This is a genomic window from Streptomyces sp. NPDC087845 (assembly GCF_044742755.1).
In the GTDB taxonomy this organism is placed as follows: Bacteria; Actinomycetota; Actinomycetes; order Streptomycetales; family Streptomycetaceae; genus Streptomyces.
Window position 1 is genome coordinate 17,411 of record NZ_JBIUVC010000032.1, and the last position, 20,048, is coordinate 37,458.

Sequence of the window (20,048 nt, forward strand, 5' to 3'; positions counted from 1 at the left end):
ATTTCATGGACACGGGTTCGGGCGAGGAGCGGTCACAGTGCAGCGCTGGCGTGGCTTGGAGGACATCCCCCAGGACTGGGGACGCAGCGTCGTCACCATCGGCTCCTACGACGGGGTGCACCGCGGACACCAGCTGATCATCGGGCGGGCCGTGGAGCGGGCACGCGAGCTGGGCGTGCCGTCGGTCGTGGTGACCTTCGACCCGCACCCCAGCGAGGTCGTACGGCCCGGCAGCCACCCGCCGCTGCTCGCCCCGCACCACCGGCGTGCCGAGCTGATGGCGGAGGTGGGGGTGGACGCGGTGCTGATCCTGCCGTTCACCACCGAGTTCTCGAAGCTGGCACCGGCCGACTTCATCGTGAAGGTGCTCGTCGACAAACTGCACGCGCAGCTCGTCATCGAGGGCCCGAACTTCCGCTTCGGCCACAAGGCGGCCGGGAATGTGCAGCTGCTCACCGAGCTCGGCGCGACCTACGACTACGGTGTCGAGGTCATCGACCTGTATGTGAGCGGCGAGGCGGGCGGCGGCGAGCCGTTCTCCTCCACCCTCACCCGACGCCTGGTCGCCGAGGGCGATGTCGCGGGCGCCGCGGAGATCCTGGGCCGGCCGCACCGGGTCGAGGGCGTCGTGGTCCGAGGGGCGCAGCGCGGCCGTGAGATGGGCTTCCCCACGGCCAATGTGGAGACCCTGCCGCACACCGCGATCCCCGCCGACGGCGTCTACGCGGGCTGGCTCAATGTGAACGGCGAGGCGATGCCCGCCGCGATCTCGGTCGGCACGAATCCGCAGTTCGACGGCACCGAGCGGACGGTGGAGGCGTATGCGATCGACCGCGTCGGCCTCGATCTGTACGGGCTCCATGTCTCGGTGGACTTCCTCGCCTACGTACGCGGGATGCTGAAGTTCGACTCGGTCGACGACCTGCTCGTGGCGATGGCCGCCGACGTGAAGCGGTGCAGCGAGCTGGTCTCCGCGTACGAGCGCGGCTGAATCGCTCCTTCTGCGCGACCGGGGCCGGGACCGTTCGTCCACGGTCCCGGCCCCGCTCCGCCGGACAGGCCTCGGATCACCGCGTCACGCCGGTGCCTTCGCGGCCGCGTTCGCCCAGTGGCACGCCACCTGGGTCTGCCCGCCGCCCGCGAGCACCGGCAGATCCCTCGTACGGCACGCGTCCGCGACGCCCGCCCGCTCCGCCTCGCCCGAGGCCAGCACCTGGCAGCGGGCGTGGAAACGGCATCCGGACGGCACCCTGGACGGGTCCGGCGGCTCACCGGTCAGAATGACCGGATCGGTCCCGGCCTCCGGGAGCACCGACAACAGCGCCTGGGTGTACGGGTGTTGCGGAGCGGTCAGAATCTGCTCCACCTCGCCCGTCTCCACGATCCGGCCGAGGTACATCACCGCGACCCGGTCGGCGATGTTCCACGCCAGGCCGAGGTCGTGCGTGACCACCAGCGCGGACAGGCCCAGCTCGTCCCGCAACCGCAGCAGCAGGGCCAGGATCTCGCCGCGCACCGAAGCGTCCAGCGAGGCCACCGGCTCGTCGGCCACGATGAGTTCCGGCTCCAGCACGAGCGCGCCCGCGATGACGACCCGCTGGCGCTGGCCGCCCGACAACTCGTGCGGGTAGCGCAGGAAGAACCGCTCGGGGGGCCGCAGCCCCGCCCGCGACAGCGCCTCGGCCACCGCCGCCCGCTCGTCCCCCGCGTACCCGTGGATCCGCAGGCCCTCGGCGACGGCGTCGTACACCGTGTGCCTCGGATTGAGTGAACCGCTGGGGTCCTGGAGCACCAGCTGAACCCGTTTGCGGTACGCCTTCAGCGCCCGGCTCCCGTAGTCGAGCGGCTGTCCGCCGAAGGTCACCCGCCCGGACGTCGGCGGGACCAGACCCAGCAGCGACCGTGCGAGCGTCGTCTTGCCGCAGCCCGACTCACCGACCAGGGCGACGATCTCGCCGGGCCGGATGTCCAGGTCGACACTGTCCACGGCACGCGCCGGGGCGGCCCCGCGCCGGCCGGGGAAGGTGACCTTCAGCCCTTCCGCGCTGAGCAGGGGAGTGGTGGTGGTCATGGTGTGCTCCTTGCTTCCTCGGCACCCGGCAGGACCGGAACCGCAGCCACCGCCCCTGGCTCCACGAGCACACAGGCGGCCCGCCGCTCCGGTCCCGCCTCCCGCAGCTCCTGGTCCTGCGTGGTGCAGGAGTCCAGGGCCACCGGGCAGCGGGGATGGAACGTGCAGCCGCCGGGCAGCGCCGACGGGTCCGGCGGGTCGCCGGGCAGCCCGCGGGGCGCGAACCGGGAGGCCGGGTCGCCGATGCGGGGAAAGGCGCCGGAAAGGGCCTTGCCGTACGGGTGGTGCGCGTTCTCGTAGACCTCGGACGCCGGGCCCTCCTCCACGACCCGGCCCGCGTACATCACCGCGAGCCGGTCGCAGGTGTCCGAGAGCACCGCGAGGTCGTGGCTGATCATGATCAGGCCGAGGTCCTGCTCGGACACCAACTGCTCGATCAGTCGCAGGATCTGCGCCTGGATCATCACATCGAGCGCCGTGGTCGGCTCGTCCGCGATGATCAGGCCGGGGTCGCAGGCGAGCGCCATCGCGATCATCACGCGCTGCCGCTGCCCGCCGGAGAGCTCGTGCGGGTAGGCGTCCGCGCGGGCGGCCGGCAGCCCCACCTGCTCCAGGAGTTCGCCGGCCTTCTTCGCGGCTCCGGCCTGCGTCGCCTTCCTGTGCAGCAGGATCGGCTCGGCGATCTGGTCGCCGATGCGGTGCACCGCGTTGAGGGAGTGCATCGCGCCCTGGAACACGATCGACGCCCCCGCCCAGCGCACCGCCCTGACCTGGCCCCACTTCATGGTGAGGACGTCCTCGCCGTTCAGCAGGATCTCGCCGGAGACCTTCGCCCCGGCGGGCAGCAGCCGCAGCAGCGCGAGCGCCAGCGTCGACTTCCCGCAGCCGGACTCACCGGCGATGCCGAGCTTCTGCCCGGCGTCGACGGTGAGGTTCACGCCCCGGACGGCCTGCGCTCCGCCGCCGTAGGTCACCGTGAGGTCCCGTACGTCGAGAAGCGGCGTCTTCCTGGTGCTCGTCGTACTCAACGGGCCACCCCCAGCTTGGGATTGAGGACGGACTCGATGGCGCGTCCGCACAGTGTGAACGCGAGGGCCACCAGGGCGATGGCGATGCCGGGCGGTGCCAGGTACCACCAGTCGCCCGCGCTCACCGCGCCCGCCTCGCGGGCGTCCTGGAGCATGCCGCCCCAGGAGGTGATGGTCGGATCGCTGAGGCCGAGGAAGGCCAGGGTGGCTTCCGTGAGGATCGCGCTGGAGATCACCAGTGTGGTCTGCGCGAGCACCAGCGGCATCACGTTGGGCAGCACGTGCCGGACCATGATGTGCCTGTGGCCGCCGCCCAGGGCGCGGGCGCGCTCGATGTACGGGCGGGACTCCACGGCAAGGGTCTGGGCGCGGACCAGCCGAGCCGTGGTCGGCCAGGTCGTGACGCCGATCGCGATGATGACCGTCCACATCGAGCGGTCCATCACGGTGGCGAGCGCGATGGCGAGGACCAGGGTCGGCATCACCAGGAACCAGTCGGTGATCCGCATCAGGACCGTCGAGTACCAGCCGTGGAAATGCCCCGCGACGATGCCGACGACCGTGCCGATGGCGACGCACAGGAACGCCGCGAGCAGGCCGACCGTCAACGAGACGCGGGCGCCCCAGACCAGCAGGGCCAGCACACTGCGTCCGAACTGGTCCGTACCGAGCGGGAATTCACCGCTCGGCGACTCCAGTGCGCCGCCGGGCGCGTCGGTGACGCTCTGCGAGTCGGAACCGACGAGCTGCGGTGCGAACACGGCGATCAGCGCGATCAGGACGAGCGCCGCCAGACCCCACAGTCCGCCCCGGTGATTGCGGTACTCCCGCCAGAAACGGGCGAGGGAGCGCCGCTTGCGCGCGCGGGCCAGCGCGCGCGGGTTCTCGGCCGCCCCCGCCTTCGTGGGCGTGGGCATGGATTCGGTCGTCATCGGCCCACCCGGGGATCGAGCAACGGATACAGCACATCGGCAAGGGTGTTCGCCAGGATCACCGCAGTGGCGAAGACGAAGAACAGCCCCTGTACGAGGGGGAGGTCGGGCACGCTGAGCGCCTGGTAGAAGAGCCCGCCGAGGCCCGGCCAGGAGAACACCGTCTCGACCAGGATCTGCCCGGCGACCACATGCCCCAGGTTCACGAACATCAGCGTGAACGTCGGCAGCATCGCGTTCGGCACAGCGTGCTTGCGGCGTACGACATCGTCCCGCAGCCCCTTCGCGCGGGCCGTCGTCAGATAGTCGCTGCCCATCTCGTCGAGCAGTGAGGAGCGCATCACCAGCAGTGTCTGCGCGTAGCCGACCGCTACCAGGGTGACCACCGGGAGGACCAGGTGGTGTGCCACGTCGAGGACGTGGGCGAGCCCGCTCTCGCCGCCCGATTCCATGCCGCCCGTCGGGAACATCCCGGGGATCGGCCCGATGCCCACCGCGAAGACGATGATCAGGAGCAGGCCCAGCCAGAACGACGGCACCGAGTAGAGCGTGAGCGCGAACGCGGTGTTGAAGCGGTCGCTCAGGGAGCCGTTGCGCCAGGCGGTACGGGTGCCCAGCCAGATGCCGAGCGCGGTGTAGAGGACGTACGCCGTGCCGGTGAGCAGCAGCGTCGCCGGAAGTGCCTCGGTGATCTTGTCGATGACGGGGGCGTGGAACTGGTACGAGGTACCGAAGTCTCCGGTCAGCGCGTCGCCCACATAACTCGTGAACTGCTTCCAGAGCGGCTGATCGAGCCCGAACTGGTGCCGGAGCGACTGGAGTTGCTCGGCAGAGACGCGGCGACCGCCGGTCATCTGCTTCACCGGGTCGCTGGGAATGAGACGGAAGAGGAAGAAGCTGGTGACCAGCACGGCGAACAGGGAGACGACCGCACCCGCGATCTTCGCCGCGACGTACTGGACATAGGCCTTGATGTTGCGCGCCCGTGGACCGCGGGCGGCCGACGGTCCGGCCTGGGCCGGACCGTCGGTGTCCGCGTCCGCGATCTGCACGAGCGCCGGAGTGCTTTCAGCTGTCATGGGGAACTCTCGTTACTCGTGCTGCACTTGGAGGAACCGCCGGGACGGCTTCCGTGCCGCCCCGGCCGGCCTCTCTCACCCGTCCGCGTGATTACTCGCGGTCGTCCGCGGTGGTACGGCGGCGCTTCGCGATGAACAGCCCGCCACCGGCGAGCACCAGTACGACGATGACGATGCCGATGACGACACCGGTGGAATCGGAGCCGCCGGAGCCGTCCGCACCGTCGCTGCCCGCCGGAACGGCCGACCACCAGCTCCAGTACCCGTCCTGGCCGTAGATGTTGCCCGCCGCCTCGGGCATCGTCGTGATCGACTTGATCTGGTCGGTGCGGTAGGCCTCGACCGCGTTCGGGTACGCGATGACGCTCATGTACCCGGAGTCGTACAGCCACGACTGCATCTGCTTGACGATGTCCGCGCGCTTGGCCGGGTCGTACTCGGCGAGCTGCTTCTTGTAGAGCTCGTCGTACGTCTTGTCGCAGATGAAGTTGTCGGTGGCGGCGCTCTCCTTGGCCTTGGCCGGCAGCGCGTCGCAGGTGTGGATGCCGAGGACGAAGTCCGGGTCCGGGTTGACGGACCAGCCGTCGAAGGCGAGGTCGTACTCACCGGCGTACCAGGGCACGGAGGCGTCGTCGCGGCAGTCGACCTTGAGGCCGATGCCGAGCTTGCCCCACCACTCCTGGAGGTACTTGCCGATCGCCTTGTCGTTCGGGTCGGTGGCGTGGCAGAGGATGCGCAGGTCCAGCGGCTTGCCGTCCTTGCCGACGCGCTGGCCGCCCTTGAGCGTGTAGCCCGCCTCGTCGAGGAGCTTGGCCGCCTTGGCCGGGTCGTAGGCGAGGCTCTGGCCGGCGGACGGCTGCCAGTAGTACGCCGAGAAGCGCGGCGGGATGTAGCCCTGGCCCTCGACCGCGTGGCCCTGGAAGACCTTGTCGATGATGGTCTTGCCGTCGATGGACAGGAAGAGGGCCTGGCGCACCTTCTGGTCGAGAAGGGCCTTGTTGCCGTTGCCGAACTTCTTGCCGTCCTTGGTCTGCGCGCCCGGGTTGGTGGCCAGCGCGAAGAAGCGGCGGCCCGGTCCCTCGTTGACCTTGACGTTCTTCTCGCCCTTGAGGGAGGCGGCCTGGGCCGGCGTCAGCGCCGGGGAGCCGGCGACGAAGGAGACCTCGCCCTTGCGCAACGCGGCGACCGCGGCGTCCTGGTCCTTGTACGTCTTGAAGACCAGCTCGTCGAACTTCGGCGCCCCGCGCCAGAAGTCCTTGTTGGCCTTGAGCTTCACATACTGGTCGACCTTGTAGTCGGTCAGGACGAACGGCCCGTTGCCGACGATCGGGAACTTCGTGTCGTTGTTGAACTTGGAGAAGTCACCGACCTCCTCCCAGACGTGCTTCGGGACTATCGGCACGTCCAGCGCGGCCATGGTGGCCTGCGGTTCCTTGAGCTCGATGACCAGCTTGGTCGGGCTGGGAGCCGTGACCTTCTTGAAGTTCGTGACGAAGCTGCCGTTGGCCTGCGCGGCGCCCTCGTCGGTCATGATCTTGTTGAACGTCCACGCCGCGTCCTCGGCGGTGGCCTGCTGCCCGTCCGACCACTTGGAGTTGGACCGGATGGTGTACGTCCAGGTCAGCTTGTCCGCCGACGGCTCCCACTTGGTGGCGAGGCCGGGGATCGCGTGGTTGTCCTTGGCGTCATAGTTCGTCAGGAAGTCGTACATGAGCCGGCTGACGCTGGTGCTGATCAGCTTCTGCGCCAGGAACGGGCTCAGGGAGTCGACACTCTGTGCGACGGCGACGGTCAGTGTCGACGTGCCGCTGTCGGCCGCCTGCGCCTGCTGCGGCGCGACACCGAGGGGCGCACCCGGGACGACGGAACCGGCGGCCAGCGCCAGGGCTGCGGTGCCGGAGGCCAGGAGGACACGCAGACGTGAGCGTGGCTGGACGGAGCGTGGTGGAACTCTTTCGACCATGGTCAGGGACCTCGCGTCATGACTCGCACGGAGAAGGCGGGTTGATCTGTGGTTCGCCAGCTGGTGAAGCGAAGGTTTATCAGCGGGGGTCGAGTCGCGTCAACGGTCATCGAAACGGCGTGTGGGCTGCGGGAATGCGCAGAGGGCCCGCACCGTGGAGACGGTGCGGGCCCTCATTGGTTTAGACCTCTGATGCCTTACTGCTGAGGCGCTGGCGGCGGCTGCTGCTGCCATGCCGCGGGAGGTACGGGACCCTGCGGCCCGGGTGGGACCGGCTGACCGGGCTGCCCCGGCTGACCGGGCAGGCCGGGCTGCTGCTGGTGGGGCGGCGGCGGTCCGGCCGGGCTCGCCGCGGACTGGGCCTGGGAGGGCAACGACTGCTGCCAGCCGTGCTGTTGCACTCCGGGGCCGGGCTGCGGCGGGTACGGCTGCCGGCCGCCGTACGGCTGCTGCTGCGGCGGGTACGGCTGCTGAGGCGGCTGCGGGGCGTACTGTTGCTGGCCGGGCATCGGCGGGGCGTACTGCGGGGGCGGGGTGGAGCCGTTCGACATCCAGAGCCCCTGCTGCTGCTGAGCGCGCGCGAAGTCCTCGGCGACCATCGCGGAGAGGTTGAAGTACGCCTCGCGGGTCTTGGGGCGCATCATGTCGAGGTCGACCTCCGCGCCAGCCGCCAGATGCTCGTCGAACGGTACGACGACGACGCCGCGGCAGCGCGTCTCGAAGTGCTGCACGATGTCATCGACCTTGATCATCTTTCCGGTCTCGCGGACGCCCGAGATGACCGTGATGGAGCGCTGCACGAGCTCCGCGTACCCGTGCGCCGACAGCCAGTCCAGCGTGGTGGACGCGCTGGACGCACCGTCGACCGACGGCGTCGAGATGATGATCAACTGGTCGGCGAGGTCCAGCACTCCGCGCATCGCGCTGTAGAGCAGACCGGTGCCCGAGTCGGTGAGGATGATCGGGTACTGCCTGCCCAGCACATCGATCGCGCGCCGGTAGTCCTCGTCGTTGAACGTCGTGGAGACCGCCGGGTCGACGTCGTTGGCGATGATCTCCAGACCGGAGGGCGCCTGTGAGGTGAAACGGCGGATGTCCATGTACGAGTTGAGGTACGGGATCGCCTGGACCAGGTCGCGGATGGTGGCGCCGGTCTCCCGGCGCACCCGGCGGCCGAGCGTGCCCGCGTCCGGGTTGGCGTCGATGGCGAGGATCTTGTCCTGCCGCTCGGTGGCCAGGGTCGAGCCGAGGGCGGTGGTCGTCGTGGTCTTGCCGACACCGCCCTTGAGGCTGATGACCGCGATCCGGTAGCAGGACAGCACCGGCGTACGGATCAGTTCGAGCTTGCGCTGCCGCTCGGCCTCCTCCTTCTTGCCGCCGAGCTTGAAGCGGGCCGCGCCGGACGGCATACGGCTGCTCTTCGCCTTCTGCTTGCCCCGGACCAGCCGGTCGGAGGAGAGCTCCACGGCCGCCGTGTACCCGAGCGGGGCGCCGGGCACGGAACGCTCGCGCTGGTCGTGGGTGACCGGGGTAGGCCAGGCGGTCCCGGTGCGCGGGTCGACGGGCTGTCCCGGCGGCTGGGGGTGCTGTTGCTGCGGCGGCTGGGGGTGGACCGGCTGCTGGGGCGCGGGCGGCTGCGGGGCGGCCTGCGCGGGCAGATGAGGCGTGCCCAGGACCGGCTGCTGGGGAGCCTGGGGGACCTGCGGCGGGAGCGGCGTGCTCTGCTGCGCCGGCCACTGGGGCGCCTGAGGCGGCTGGGCGGCCTGCGGTGGCTGCGGGAAGCCGTAGCCGCCCTGTGCCGGTGGCTGCTGTGCGGCCGGAGCGGGTTGCTGCGGGAAGCCGTAGCCGCCCTGGGGCGGCTGGGGTGCCTGCGGCGGCTGGGGCGCTCCGGCCTGCGGGAAGCCGTAGCCACCGGGCCCCTGGTCGGCCGGAGCCGGAGCCGAAACGGGCCACTGCGGCGCTGCCTGGGGCGCGACGGGCTGCGGCGCGGCGGGCTGGAAGGCGGGCGGCAGCGGCGGCAGAGCGCCCTGCGGCGCCGGCGCCCAGGGGGTCGGCGCGGGCGCCGGAGCGTTGTGCGGTGCGGCGGCGGGCGGTGCGTCCTGGGGCGCCGCGTCCGTGACGGCGTCCGAGGGCGCGGGGCCCTCCGGCCCGTCGGCGGCATCGCCCGTGGCGGCATCCGGAGTCTCGGCGGGCGTCGCGGCGGCGGCACCGGAATCAGCGGCGGCAGCGCCGCCGTCGGGCTCCTCGGCGTTCCCGTCCGCCGCCTTCACGGAGCCGGAGCCTTCACTCTCGCCCGTACCGTCACCACCGGCCCCCGCGGAGGCGGAACCCGCACCCGAGCCGTCCGCATCCACGTCCGCGCTCCTCGACGCCTCCTCGCGCTCCGCGATCTCCCGCTTCAGGGCGGCGGGCGAGAACCGCATGGTCGCGCCGCTCTCCACATCACCGCCACCGAACGGGTCCGTCATCCCGTCGGGAGCACCCGCCCCGTCCGCGGGAGGGGCCGTGGAGCCACCCGAAGCGGAATGAGCAGGAGCGGGAGGCACGGGCGCCGGTGCGGACGGCGCCGGTGCGGGAGGAGCCGGTACGGACGGCGCCGGTGCGGGCGGTGCCGGAGCCCAGTTGGGGTCGAAACCACCCGCGGCCGGCGGCGCGGGCACGGCCACCGGCGGCCCGTTGGGCGGCGGAGGCGGCGCCAGATGCGATCCGGCACCGCCCGACGAGTCCCCCGGCGCATTCTGCGTGTACCAGGCGGGCGGGGTGTAGTCGATGGTGAACTCACCCGTCATCTCGGCGGGCTCCGCGTCGGACGACTCGTCGACGGGCTTGTTCCAGCCCCCGCGGATCTCGTCCCGATCGCCGTTCACTTTGCCTCCTGGTGTGGTCGAGCACCCTTGTGCCGTGGTGGGTGGGGGCGACCGTTCCCGTTGTCCGATCCGCCCGGCTCTCCCCCTTGGGACGCGCATCGCCTGCCCGCAGGTTCTTCTGCCGCGCCCCGACCCACCCTAATCGTCATCGGGCTCACTGCGGCAGGCCGTTCCGCACGCCAGAAACTGTCCAGTAGGCAACGCACCGTCCTCAAGTGCCCCGAGTACGGCTGCATGCATGGTCCGAAGCGGTCAACTCGGTACATACCCAGGCATGCTGAGAGGGTGGCCGTCCTGCCCGGACCGCCACCCTCTCACCAGCCTCCTGCCTACGTGAGGTCGAACTCACCGTCCCGCGCGCCCAGGACGAAGGCACGCCACTCGGCCTCCGTGTACCGCAACACGGTCTCCGGATCCAGCGACGAACGCATGGCGACTGCACCGCCCGGCAGATGGGCGATCTCGACCCGTTCCTCGACCTGCTCGGTCCCCGGTGCGCTCAGCCACTCCACATCCGAGATGTCGAGAGCGTAGAGCTCTTCCTTTTCCTGCTGGGTGCCCATGTCGGCGTCCCTTCGATCGAACCGTGTCGTTCCCCGGCCATCCTCCCTGGAAGCGGCAGGCCCGGGGGCGCGAACGAAACAGTATTCAGTCCATCCGGCGAGCGGCGCCCAGCAGACCGTTCTCGATATCGGTCGCGCCGGTCATCACCCAGTGGCGCTCGCTGCCCGCCACCCAGAGTGTGACACCGTCCGCCAGGGTGGGCAGGGCCTCGCTCTCGGCCCGGGTGAGCCCCAGGATCCGGCCGATCTGGTCCGCCTCGGTGGGCGAGACCCGCTGGATGCCCACGAGCGTCGACGCCCGCATCAACCGGGGCGCCACAGGGCTCAGATAGGGCAGCAGCGTCAGCACCGACTGCCAGGGCGAGGACACCACCCGGCCGCGGGGCGGGCGCATGCCGCAGTCGCGCACCACCACCACCGGGCTGCCCACGGTCGCCCCGGTCGGCGGAACCCGGCCCACGTCATGGAGGGAGACGCACTCGAGACCGGCACCCGCGGCCTGCGCCAGAGTGGCCCAGGCCTGGGTCCGCCCGGTCTCGACCGCCACCCGCGCCCCCGTGGCCGCCGCGCGCAGCGCCAGCACCTGCGCGGTCCACAGGCCGCCGATCAACAGGACGTCGTACGGTGCCGGACGGTGGAACCCGATCATCTGCGTGCGCCCCTCGGCATCGCTGCCGATGATCACGCCGTCGTCCCCGACCGGCAGGGACAGCGCGCCCAGGTGCTCCGCCGCCAGGGTGTGCCCCGCGTGGCGAGGGCCGCGCAGGCCCCGCCTCGGCCCGGTGCGATTCGTCATCGTGCGCCTCCCAGCGGGAGCGTCGCCAGCACGCCCGGCAACTGCTCGCGGTCCAGTCGCACCAGGCCGACCTTGGCGTGCCGTGCGGCTTGCTCCAATGTCCGTCGCACCCCGACCAGTTCGGTGTCGGATCCACCGGTGATCCGTACGTGACCGGACACGGACACATCGCCCTGGTGCGAACCGCGTCGCACCGTCAGGCTGAAGGTCGTGGCGTACGCGGGGACCTGGGTCAGCAGCGAGACGAGGCGCGGGAGAGGAGTCGCCGCCCGGCCCAACTCGGGCCAGCGGTCGACCGCATAGGCGGTGTGCCAGCGGTCGTCGCACCGCCAGACCCTCGATGTCTCCATCGTCCGCCGCTGCGGCGCGGCATCCTGGCGCCCGGCGCGGGCCGACAGGATGGGATTGGCACACGCGGATGTCGCCACTGCGGAGTGCAGCTCTTCCTGGTCCAGCACCACGGCCCGGAATCCGGCGCCGGTGATCCGGCTCGCCACGTGGTCCGCGACCCGGACCAGACAGCGCTGAGCTCCGCCGATGCCGCCCCCGCGCGCCTCGACCGCCTCCCGGCACAGTTCCGGATCCAGCTTCACCGCCACCCAGGTCATCCGCAGCGCGGGCGCCCCGGCCTGCTCCTGAAGGGGGGCATAGGAGAGCCGCGCCGCCGACTGCTGCGGCAGATGCTGCGCCGGAGCGGGGCGTACCTGCTGCACGAGCTGCGCGGACTCCAGCACGATGTCGTCCACCGCGAGGGCATCGCCCAGGAGGGACAGCGGGAGCGCCCGCGCACCGAGCGCCTGGCGGAGCGATTCACCGCTGGCCTCGACCCTCACGACAGCGGTCAGGAACGTGCCGTCCCCGAGCATGCCCACCGTGCGGCGGTCCCGGTCGACGTAGATGTACGGAGCGAATCCCGGCACGTTTTCCGCCACCGGCGCCAGCTGCGGCTCCGCGTCCGCGGCGGATGCCGCGGCGGTGCGCCTGCGGTCGCGGAGGGAGAGTGCCGTCGACAGCCAGTCCTGCACGGCGCGGCCCCGGCGGCGTACCACCGCGAGAAGCACCAGCAGGCAGGCGACCGCGATGGTGGGCACCAGCCAGGGACCGCCGAGCGCGGCACCCACCGCGGCAACCGCCAGGGCCGCCTCGACGAGCACCATCTGCCGCAGTACGGGACCGAGGCGACCGGTCCGCGAGGTCGGCCGCAGAGTCGTCGCCGCAGGGGCGTTCACCGACGGGGCGTTCACCGGCGGGGCGGATGGTGCGCCGGCCGGCTCGTTGCCGTGTTGCCTTCGGGAAGGGCTGGACGCTCGATGGGAAGACCGCCCCGTTCGCTCGCGCGTCGTTGCACCCATCGCCGCATTGCCCCCTCTATACCCGTTTACCGTTTCTTTTCACGGGCGTTGACCGGGCGATCACCCTACCTGAGCAGTGGCGGCCACGTGCCAACAGGCATAGTAGGGGGCCCAGTCGACGGCGGGGGGCGACGACGTGTGTGGGAACCTGGTCGCCCACTGGGGAAAAGGGGCAGCGGACAGATGGCATCACGGCGGGACGAACTCAACGCCTACACCTTCGCGAAGCGGCGGTTGATCGCACAGTTCCTGCAACCCAACCCGAGCGGCTCGGAGGAGGGCGCGCCGCGCCCTCTGCGTGCGGTGGTGCCCGGTGCGATCGTCGGCGTCGTCATCCTCGCGGCGTTCGGAGCCTGGGGGATGTTCAAACCCGTCGCACCCCAGAAATGGGACACCCCCTACGAGAACGTCATCATCGCCAGCAAATCCACCACGCGCTATGTGGTGTTGAAGACCGATGGCAAGACGCAGCTCCACCCGGTACTGAACATGTCCAGCGCCAAGCTCCTCCTCGCCCCGGACAAGGGCAAGGTCATCAACGTCGACGAATCGGTCCTCGACAGCGGCAAGATCCCGCACGGCGCCACCCTTGGCATCCCGTACGCCCCCGACCGGCTGCCGGACAAGAACGAAGCCGGAGCGAAGAAGCGGTGGGCCGTCTGCGAGCGGCCCGGCGAGGGCGGCAGAGCCATCCAGAAGGCCGCGTTCGTCTTCGCGGAGCGCGACCAGAAGAAGACCGAGGGCGCGGGCCGACTGCACGGTGGTGACCTGATGTACGTCGAGGGACCGGGACCCGACAGAACCCGCTACATCGTGGACGCCGCGGGCAAGGCGTACAAGGTGAAGAACGACGAACTGCTTCTGCGCACCCTGGTCGGCGACGGCCGCGCCCCCCAGCGGGTCTCCGCCGCGTGGCTGGCCACCCTGCACACCGGGGACGCCATCGACTTCCCGACCCTCCCCGGAACCCCCGGCGACGACGCGGGCATCCCGGGGAAGCTGCAGCCCGAGGCGAACAAGGTGGGAACGGTCCTCGCGGCGACATCCGGTACCAGGACCCAGCAGTACGTGGTCCTGCGCGGCCGGGTCGCCCCCGTATCGGACTTCGTCGCCAAGCTCCTGCTCAGCAGCCGGGCCCTGGTCAACCTGGGCCAGGACGGCAAGGAGAGGCCGGTCAGCGCCGGAGCGTTCGAGCCCGGCGAGGCCTTCGGACAGGACATGGACTGGCCCACGAGCAAGCCGATGCCCGTCAACTCCGCGAGCGCCGCGGCCGGCAGTCGCAACACCGTGTGCAACGTCCTGCGCGGTGTCGCCACGAAGGACGGGGCCGGCACGCTCAGCACATGGGCGGGCACGAGCTTCCCCGCAACGCTCCCCACCGGCTCCAGCAGCGCCTACGTCACCCCCGGATCCGGACAGCTCTTCCGGCAGTTCAAGGGGTCCAGCGCCGACTCCGGCCCCCTCTTCCTGGTCACCGACACCGGTCTGCGCTATGCCATGCAGTCCAACGGCGACAGCGTGCAGGACGACTCCGGCATCGGTGAATCAGGCTCGAAGGAGGAGAAGGCGCAGCGGCAGCAGGAGGCGCAACAGGCGCAGAACCGGCTCGGATACAAGGACGTCGTGCCCGCGCCCGTCCCGGCCGCCTGGTCCTCGTTCCTGCCCACGGGACCACGCCTGTCGACCGGCGCGGCCCGTCAGCCGCAGGGATCCTGAGGAGCGCATCCACATGACGACGCACCCCTCTCCGTACCGGCGCCCGCTGACAGCCGCGGCCGCCACCGCCGTCCTCTTCGTCACGCTGCCCGTACTGCCCGCCGCCGCGGACGACTCCACCCAGTGCACCTTCCCCTCGAAGAAGTACGCGGGCCGCCCCTGGGCGTTGCAGCGCGTCCTGATGGACGAGCTGTGGAAGCAGTCCACCGGCAAGGGGGTGCGGGTGGCCGTCATCGACACGGGCGTGGACGTCAAGAATCCGCAGCTCAAGGCAGCCGTGGATGCCAAGAGCGGACGTAATTTCCTGTCGAAGGACCTCAAGGACGAGAACGGCAACAAGGTCGAGCGCGGCAACGAGAACGGCACCACCGACACGGTCGGTCACGGCACCAAGGTCGCCGGAATCATCGCCGCGCGAGAGGCGAAGGGCACCGGCTTCACCGGCCTGGCTCCGGACGCGACGATCATTCCGATCCAGCAGAACGACGCCGAGGGCCACGGAACGGCCGAATCGCTGGCCGCTTCCATCCGCTACGCAGCCGACGTCGCCCACGCGGACGTCATCAACATCTCCCAGGACACGGCCAAGGCGGTGAAACCCGCGGGCGCTCTGAAGGAGGCGGTGGACGCCGCCCTGGCCAAGGAGATCGTGATCGTCGCCTCCGCCGGCAACGACGGGCTGGGCGGCAACGTCAAGGAGACCTACCCGGCCTCGTACGAAGGTGTCCTGGCCGTGGCCGCGTCGGACCGCAACAACGAGCGGGCGGCCTTCTCCCAGTCCGGCGAGTTCGTGGGCGTGGCCGCCCCCGGCGTGGACATGATCTCGACGGTCCCCGGCGGCGGGCACTGCGCCGACAACGGCACCAGCTTCTCGGCCCCGTACGTCGCGGGCGTCGCCGCCCTCATCAAGGCCAAGCACCAGGGCTGGACGCGGAAGCAGATCGTCGCCCAGATCCAGCAGACGGCGGAACGCTCGGTCGCGGGACACGACCGCCTGGTCGGCTGGGGCGTCGTCGACCCGGTACGTGCCCTGACCGAGGACGACAAGCCCATCGAACGCCCCGTGGCGAACGAGGGCGTCAGCAAGGGCGAAGCGCCCACACCCGCTGAACTCCACCTGGGCGAAACGACGGACGAACGCAACGCACGCCTGGCGACCTACGTGGTGGTGGGCGGGGCAGTGCTGGTCGCCGCGATTGCGGGTGCCGCCGTGGCCGTGCGCGACGCCCGACGGCGGTCCAGGCGCCTGGGAAGGGCGGGCCATGCCTGACAAGGCCGTGAGCCGTGAATCCGTCCGCGGAAGTTACGTGATGGACAAGACAGTTGGTCCTCTCGTAACCAGTGGCTAGAGTTTATGAAATGAGGTCAGACTTGTTCGCTCGGGTGCGATAGCAACGAGTGAACAAGTCTGAGCAAACGGGGAATCGGGGAGGGGCGGGATCGTGACCGATCCAGGCGATGGCGGGGGAGGCCGGGGCGACCTCCGGCGCGGTGTTGGCGCACTGGAGAAGTTCAGGGGGCGTGTCAATACGATGCTCGCGGACCTTGAGGGTTCGGCAGCCGGTAAGTCGAAGATCGCGGCGCAGACGGTGTCGCGTGCCGCCCTGAGCGGTCAGAACGCGTGCTTCGCGGAGGCAGACGGGCTGTACACGCAGTACAACCGCGTCCACGAGGCGCTCGTCTCGCTCTCCAAGTCGCTCGGCGACCAGATCGAATATCTGAGCCTCGGCGTGCACGCGGCGGCGGTCGGCTTCGACAACGTGGACGACGACGTGCGGCGCCGGTTCTACGAGATCCAGGTCCGCCTGGACAAGGAGCACGAGAAGGCGCAGGCCGAGAAGGGCGGCAAGCCTGAGTCTCGGAACGCCGACAACCAGAGCGATTCGGGGTGGGCAGCCGAATGAGTGATGCGAAGAAGCCGGAACCGAGCGCCAAGGAACAGCACACGCAGGACCAGCAGCGCGTCCAGGCCCAGCTGATCGTCACTGACGTCAACCGGCAGGTCCAGCACGTCATGGAGTCCTTCGGCTTCGGACGTTCGGGCTCCTCAGGACGGACTTCGTTCGAGGGCCACGAGCTCAACGCGATGATCGACCTGATCGAGAACTCCAATCCGGAGCACCTCGAAAACGCGGGCGAGGCGCTCCTGAGTGCAAGGACGGCCATCAAAGAGGCCGCGGACGAACTGAGCGACTTCATCAAGGAAGTCGACTGGGAGGGCGAGTCCGGAATTGCCTTCCGCGACTGGGGCAACGGCCTGGTCGCCCACGCCACGAAGCTGAGCGATTTCGCGGAGGCGGCCGGGACGCAGATCACGGTCGCAGGCACGGGCCTCGCCTCGGTACGCAAATCCCTGCCGCCGCGCGACAACCGCCTGGACCGCAAATCCGTCGAGGACATCGAGGCCCCGAAGCGGATCGATGGCAACCCGGAGTACGTCGCGGCGGTGAAGGTCGAGAAGAACCGCCAGGAGGCCATCAACCAGGCGAACCGACTGGCGTCGTACTACTCGGTCTCGGAGGAGACGCTGGCGGCGCAGGAGCCTCCGCGGTTCGACAAGAAACTTGATGTTGCGATGCCGCGGCCGCAGGGCCGCATCCGACCAGATTCCAACTCCGGGGGCTCATCGGCGGGCTCCGAGAGGTTGGGTAACAGCACGACACCGGGGACCTCAGAGCGCGCCGCCACGGCTGACACAGGCACCCCTGGTGTCACCAGCAATCGAGCTGCAATCGAGGCACTCGGAACTGCACCCGCGCTGGACACAAGCACCTCGACGGAGATCGACAGTGTGGCCGCGCCACCGGCCCCCGTGACGGTTCCCGACACGTCCCCCATGCCGTCGGCTACCAATCCTACGAGCCCGAGTACAAGCTCGACTCCGCCCATGGTGAATGGCTTTGTGGACCCCGTGACAGGCAGCTCGCGGCGGTCCACGGCATCAACTGGTTTGCCCAGAGCAATCGGGCAGCCTGGAAACGGCGGCCCCATGCGCAGTGGGCCTGCGGCGAATGGGCGCACCGGAGCTCCGGTTGGGCGTCCGAATCCCATGGGCGGTGGCCCGGGCTCAGGCACGTCTGGGCGCCCTGGTGGGAGCGGGAGCCAGCCACCCGTTGCGGGTCGGTCCGGTGTGACTGGCGGCAGGCCCACGGCAGGAGGCCAAGCTGGTACCTCCAGGTCTCCTGGTCCGCGTCCTGGGCGGGCAAACGGCATCGTAGGTGGGAACCCGCAGCGCACCGTTCCGGGCGCAGGTACGTCTGGAGCAGCTCGGGGTGTTCCGCGTGGAACGGTTGTCGGAGCCGGCGGAACGAACAGCGTGACTCGTCCCGGTGGGCGGGGGACTCCCAGCTCGAACGGCGTCGTGGGTACGCCTCGCGGTGCTGCTGGATCCGGCTCGGGTGCAAGGGGCTTCACTGCTGGGGGCGCGGGCCTCGTGCGTGGGCCCGCAGGCCGAAGGGACTCTGACGACGAGGACCAGAACGGCGGCACCCCGCGTCCGGACTACCTGACGGAAGACAGAGAGACGTGGGAGGCCGGACGGCGTGGAGTCGCACCGCCGGTGATCGAGTAGGTACAGGGAAGGTTCGGAAGTCAGGATGACAGCAGGAATGAGCCAGACCCGGAAGTGCCGTATGCCTGTCGGATTGCGAGGACGTCTGCTTGGCACGATGGCCGTGGTCGCTGCCTGGAGTGCGGGATTCGCAGGGGCTGCCCCCTCTGCAGTGGCCGCAGACGTGCAATCGAAGCAGTGGTACCTCAGCGCGATGCAGGCAGAGGAGATGTGGAAGGTCACCACGGGCGAAGGCATCAAGGTTGCTGTCATCGACACCGGCGTCAATGCGTCCACTCCTTCGCTGAAGGGGCAGATCCTGAAGGGGTTTGACGCTACAGGGGCTGACGGCAATGAGTACGACGACTATGACGGGCACGGCACAACGATGGCTGAGTTGATTGCCGGCACGGGTAAGGGTGGGGGCCTGCGAGGCCTTGCCCCAGGTGCGAAAATCATCCCGATGCGGATCACCGATACGGATTTCCAGAATGAGCATTCGGTGAATGCGCATGACACGGAGGATGCAATCCGGGCCGCAGCGGACAGTGATGCGCAGATCATCAGCATGTCGTTTGCTAGCGACTTCCCAGGCCGAGAAGAGCGAGAAGCCGTCAAGTACGCACAAAGTAAGGGAAAACTGTTCTTCGCGGGTGTCGGGAATAATGCGGAGACGAGTAACAAAGAACAGTACCCTGCCGCGTACCCGCAGGTCGTAGGAGTCTCCTCGGCTGACCGCGAGGGCAAGGTAGCCGAGTACTCCCAGAACGGGAACATCGTGGACATTGCCGCTCCCGGTAACGACATCCCGTATTGGTGTGACGAAACCTTCCGAGATTACTGCGACGGCGATGGCGGCACCAGCGCAGCCACTGCCATCGCATCCGCCTCCGCAGCCCTGGTGTGGTCCGCCCACCCCGACTGGACTGCGAACCAGGTCCTCAACGTTCTCTTCGACACAGCAGGCCGTGACTGGGAGAAGGGCACGCTCAGCAAGTACCTCGGCCACGGCCTGATCCGCCCTTCCATGAACATCCTGAAGGGCAAGGGAAACCCCGGCGCCCCGGACATCAGCCCCCTCACCAAGGAAAAGACGTCCGGCTCCTCGGCCTCCCCCGCCCCGTCTGCACCAGCTTCGTCACAGCCCGAGAAGAAAGAAAAGGCTGACGACGCCGTCGTGGCAGGCTCCAGCAAGGAGAAGGACGACGGCAGCCCGCTCGGCCTGATCATCGGCGGAGCGGCAGCGGTAGTCGTGCTCGGCGGCGGAGCCTTCGCGCTCGTCCGTAAGCGCCGCACCGCCTGACTGGCCGTAGGTTCTTCACCCGTACCCACCGGCGAGTAAAGCCGGACCGAATAAGAGCACCAGGAAGGAAGCCGAAAACATGGCCGATCAAAAGCTCTCAGATGCCGCTCTCCTCAAGCTGGAGGGCGAGCTCTCCACGCGGTTCGACTCCGTGAAGGGCCAGCTGAAGACGCTGCAGGCGACGATCGACAGCCTGGAAGGCGCTTGGAAGGGCATCGGCGCCGGCGCCTTCAACACGAAGCAGGACGAGATCAACCGGAAGATGGTCAGCATCGCCCATCGGCTCCTCAACTACCAGGAGGCCATCAAGGCGGCGCGCACCATTTCGGGCAACACCGAAGACGAAGTCAAGCAGGCCCTCCAGGGCGTCGACGTCGTCAGCGGTTACTCGGGTGATGCGACCGCGGAGGCCAGGACCTCGAACCTCAACAGCTTCTGACCTGGCCGCACCTGCACCACGTACGAGGCCTTACCACTAAACCCAGATAACACGGGAGGACCGCATGCCGAACAACAACGACGGCACGATGGTTGTCACTTACTCGAGCCTGGATCTCGCAGCCAGTGCCATTGACCGGCAGAGCAAGCAGCTCCAAGAGGACCTTGCGTCGATCAAGCGGATGATTGCCAACGTGTCCGAGCTCTGGGTGGGCGAAGCCAAGAGTGCCTATGACACCGCTCAGCGCGGCTGGGACAACGACGCCACGGCGATTCACACCGCCCTGAGCGAGATCTCCAAGAAGGTGCGCGAGGCTGGAACGGCCTACCACGCCGGCGACAAGCGGGCGAGGGCCAACTTCGAGTAGTTCTCGACAAGACGCGGTCAGG

At 69.4% G+C, this 20,048-nt stretch carries 17 protein-coding genes; 8 read left to right on the top strand and 9 right to left on the bottom strand.

The features are described from left to right. Nucleotides 1-37: 37 nt before the first annotated feature. A complete protein-coding gene (locus tag ACIOMQ_RS39725) occupies nt 38-991 on the top strand; it encodes a bifunctional riboflavin kinase/FAD synthetase (protein WP_362209675.1) in 954 nt (317 codons plus the stop codon). An 84-nt stretch (nt 992-1,075) separates the two neighbouring features. Here the strand turns inward: ACIOMQ_RS39725 and ACIOMQ_RS39730 are convergent, their stop codons facing one another. The 9 genes from ACIOMQ_RS39730 to eccE form a co-directional block, all read right to left on the bottom strand. After that, nucleotides 1,076-2,071 carry an ABC transporter ATP-binding protein gene (locus ACIOMQ_RS39730; RefSeq protein ID WP_362209672.1) on the bottom strand — a complete coding sequence of 332 codons (996 nt, stop codon included), beginning with the start codon at nt 2,069-2,071 and terminating at the stop codon, nt 1,076-1,078. Next, on the bottom strand, nt 2,068-3,099 hold the full coding sequence (locus tag ACIOMQ_RS39735; protein WP_362209669.1) for an ABC transporter ATP-binding protein: 1,032 nt from the start codon (nt 3,097-3,099) through the stop codon (nt 2,068-2,070). Before ACIOMQ_RS39735 ends, ACIOMQ_RS39730 begins: the two co-directional genes overlap by 4 nt. Next, nucleotides 3,096-4,031, bottom strand: coding sequence for an ABC transporter permease (locus ACIOMQ_RS39740; RefSeq protein WP_362209666.1), 936 nt, complete (start codon nt 4,029-4,031; stop codon nt 3,096-3,098). The genes ACIOMQ_RS39735 and ACIOMQ_RS39740 overlap by 4 nt, the downstream gene beginning before the upstream one ends. Beyond that, a complete protein-coding gene (locus tag ACIOMQ_RS39745; protein ID WP_362209663.1) occupies nt 4,028-5,110 on the bottom strand; it encodes an ABC transporter permease in 1,083 nt (360 codons plus the stop codon). Before ACIOMQ_RS39745 ends, ACIOMQ_RS39740 begins: the two co-directional genes overlap by 4 nt. A gap of 91 nt (nt 5,111-5,201) precedes the next feature. Then, nucleotides 5,202-7,073, bottom strand: coding sequence for an ABC transporter substrate-binding protein (locus tag ACIOMQ_RS39750; protein WP_402192611.1), 1,872 nt, complete (start codon nt 7,071-7,073; stop codon nt 5,202-5,204). A 197-nt stretch (nt 7,074-7,270) separates the two neighbouring features. Next, nucleotides 7,271-9,940, bottom strand: coding sequence for an SCO5717 family growth-regulating ATPase (locus tag ACIOMQ_RS39755; protein ID WP_402192613.1), 2,670 nt, complete (start codon nt 9,938-9,940; stop codon nt 7,271-7,273). A 329-nt stretch (nt 9,941-10,269) separates the two neighbouring features. Further along, nucleotides 10,270-10,503: a DUF397 domain-containing protein gene (locus ACIOMQ_RS39760; protein ID WP_362209654.1), complete on the bottom strand. Its 234-nt coding sequence runs from the start codon at nt 10,501-10,503 to the stop codon at nt 10,270-10,272. Between the two features lie 85 nt (nt 10,504-10,588). After that, complete coding sequence (locus ACIOMQ_RS39765; RefSeq protein WP_362209651.1) at nt 10,589-11,299, bottom strand: hypothetical protein; 711 nt, start codon at nt 11,297-11,299, stop codon at nt 10,589-10,591. After that, nucleotides 11,296-12,651 (bottom strand): type VII secretion protein EccE, encoded by a 1,356-nt coding sequence (gene eccE / locus ACIOMQ_RS39770; RefSeq protein WP_362209648.1) that lies wholly within the window; start codon nt 12,649-12,651, stop codon nt 11,296-11,298. The genes ACIOMQ_RS39765 and eccE overlap by 4 nt, the downstream gene beginning before the upstream one ends. Before the next feature lie 183 nt (nt 12,652-12,834). Here eccE and eccB point away from each other — a divergent pair, with 183 nt between their 5' ends. From eccB to ACIOMQ_RS39805, 7 genes are all read left to right on the top strand, one after another. Continuing rightward, complete coding sequence (gene eccB / locus ACIOMQ_RS39775; protein WP_362209645.1) at nt 12,835-14,367, top strand: type VII secretion protein EccB; 1,533 nt, start codon at nt 12,835-12,837, stop codon at nt 14,365-14,367. A 13-nt stretch (nt 14,368-14,380) separates the two neighbouring features. After that, nucleotides 14,381-15,637, top strand: coding sequence for a type VII secretion-associated serine protease mycosin (mycP, locus tag ACIOMQ_RS39780; RefSeq protein WP_401944417.1), 1,257 nt, complete (start codon nt 14,381-14,383; stop codon nt 15,635-15,637). A 172-nt stretch (nt 15,638-15,809) separates the two neighbouring features. After that, complete coding sequence (locus tag ACIOMQ_RS39785) at nt 15,810-16,271, top strand: hypothetical protein (RefSeq protein ID WP_402192615.1); 462 nt, start codon at nt 15,810-15,812, stop codon at nt 16,269-16,271. Next, nucleotides 16,268-17,938: a hypothetical protein gene (locus ACIOMQ_RS39790; protein ID WP_402192617.1), complete on the top strand. Its 1,671-nt coding sequence runs from the start codon at nt 16,268-16,270 to the stop codon at nt 17,936-17,938. The genes ACIOMQ_RS39785 and ACIOMQ_RS39790 overlap by 4 nt, the downstream gene beginning before the upstream one ends. A gap of 25 nt (nt 17,939-17,963) precedes the next feature. Continuing rightward, complete coding sequence (locus ACIOMQ_RS39795; protein WP_401271006.1) at nt 17,964-19,220, top strand: S8 family serine peptidase; 1,257 nt, start codon at nt 17,964-17,966, stop codon at nt 19,218-19,220. A 79-nt stretch (nt 19,221-19,299) separates the two neighbouring features. Next, nucleotides 19,300-19,659 carry a WXG100 family type VII secretion target gene (locus ACIOMQ_RS39800; protein WP_362209633.1) on the top strand — a complete coding sequence of 120 codons (360 nt, stop codon included), beginning with the start codon at nt 19,300-19,302 and terminating at the stop codon, nt 19,657-19,659. A 64-nt stretch (nt 19,660-19,723) separates the two neighbouring features. Further along, the gene (locus ACIOMQ_RS39805; protein WP_362209630.1) at nt 19,724-20,026 is read left to right on the top strand and encodes a WXG100 family type VII secretion target; all 303 of its coding nucleotides are present in this window, start codon (nt 19,724-19,726) and stop codon (nt 20,024-20,026) included. Nucleotides 20,027-20,048 lie beyond the last annotated feature (22 nt).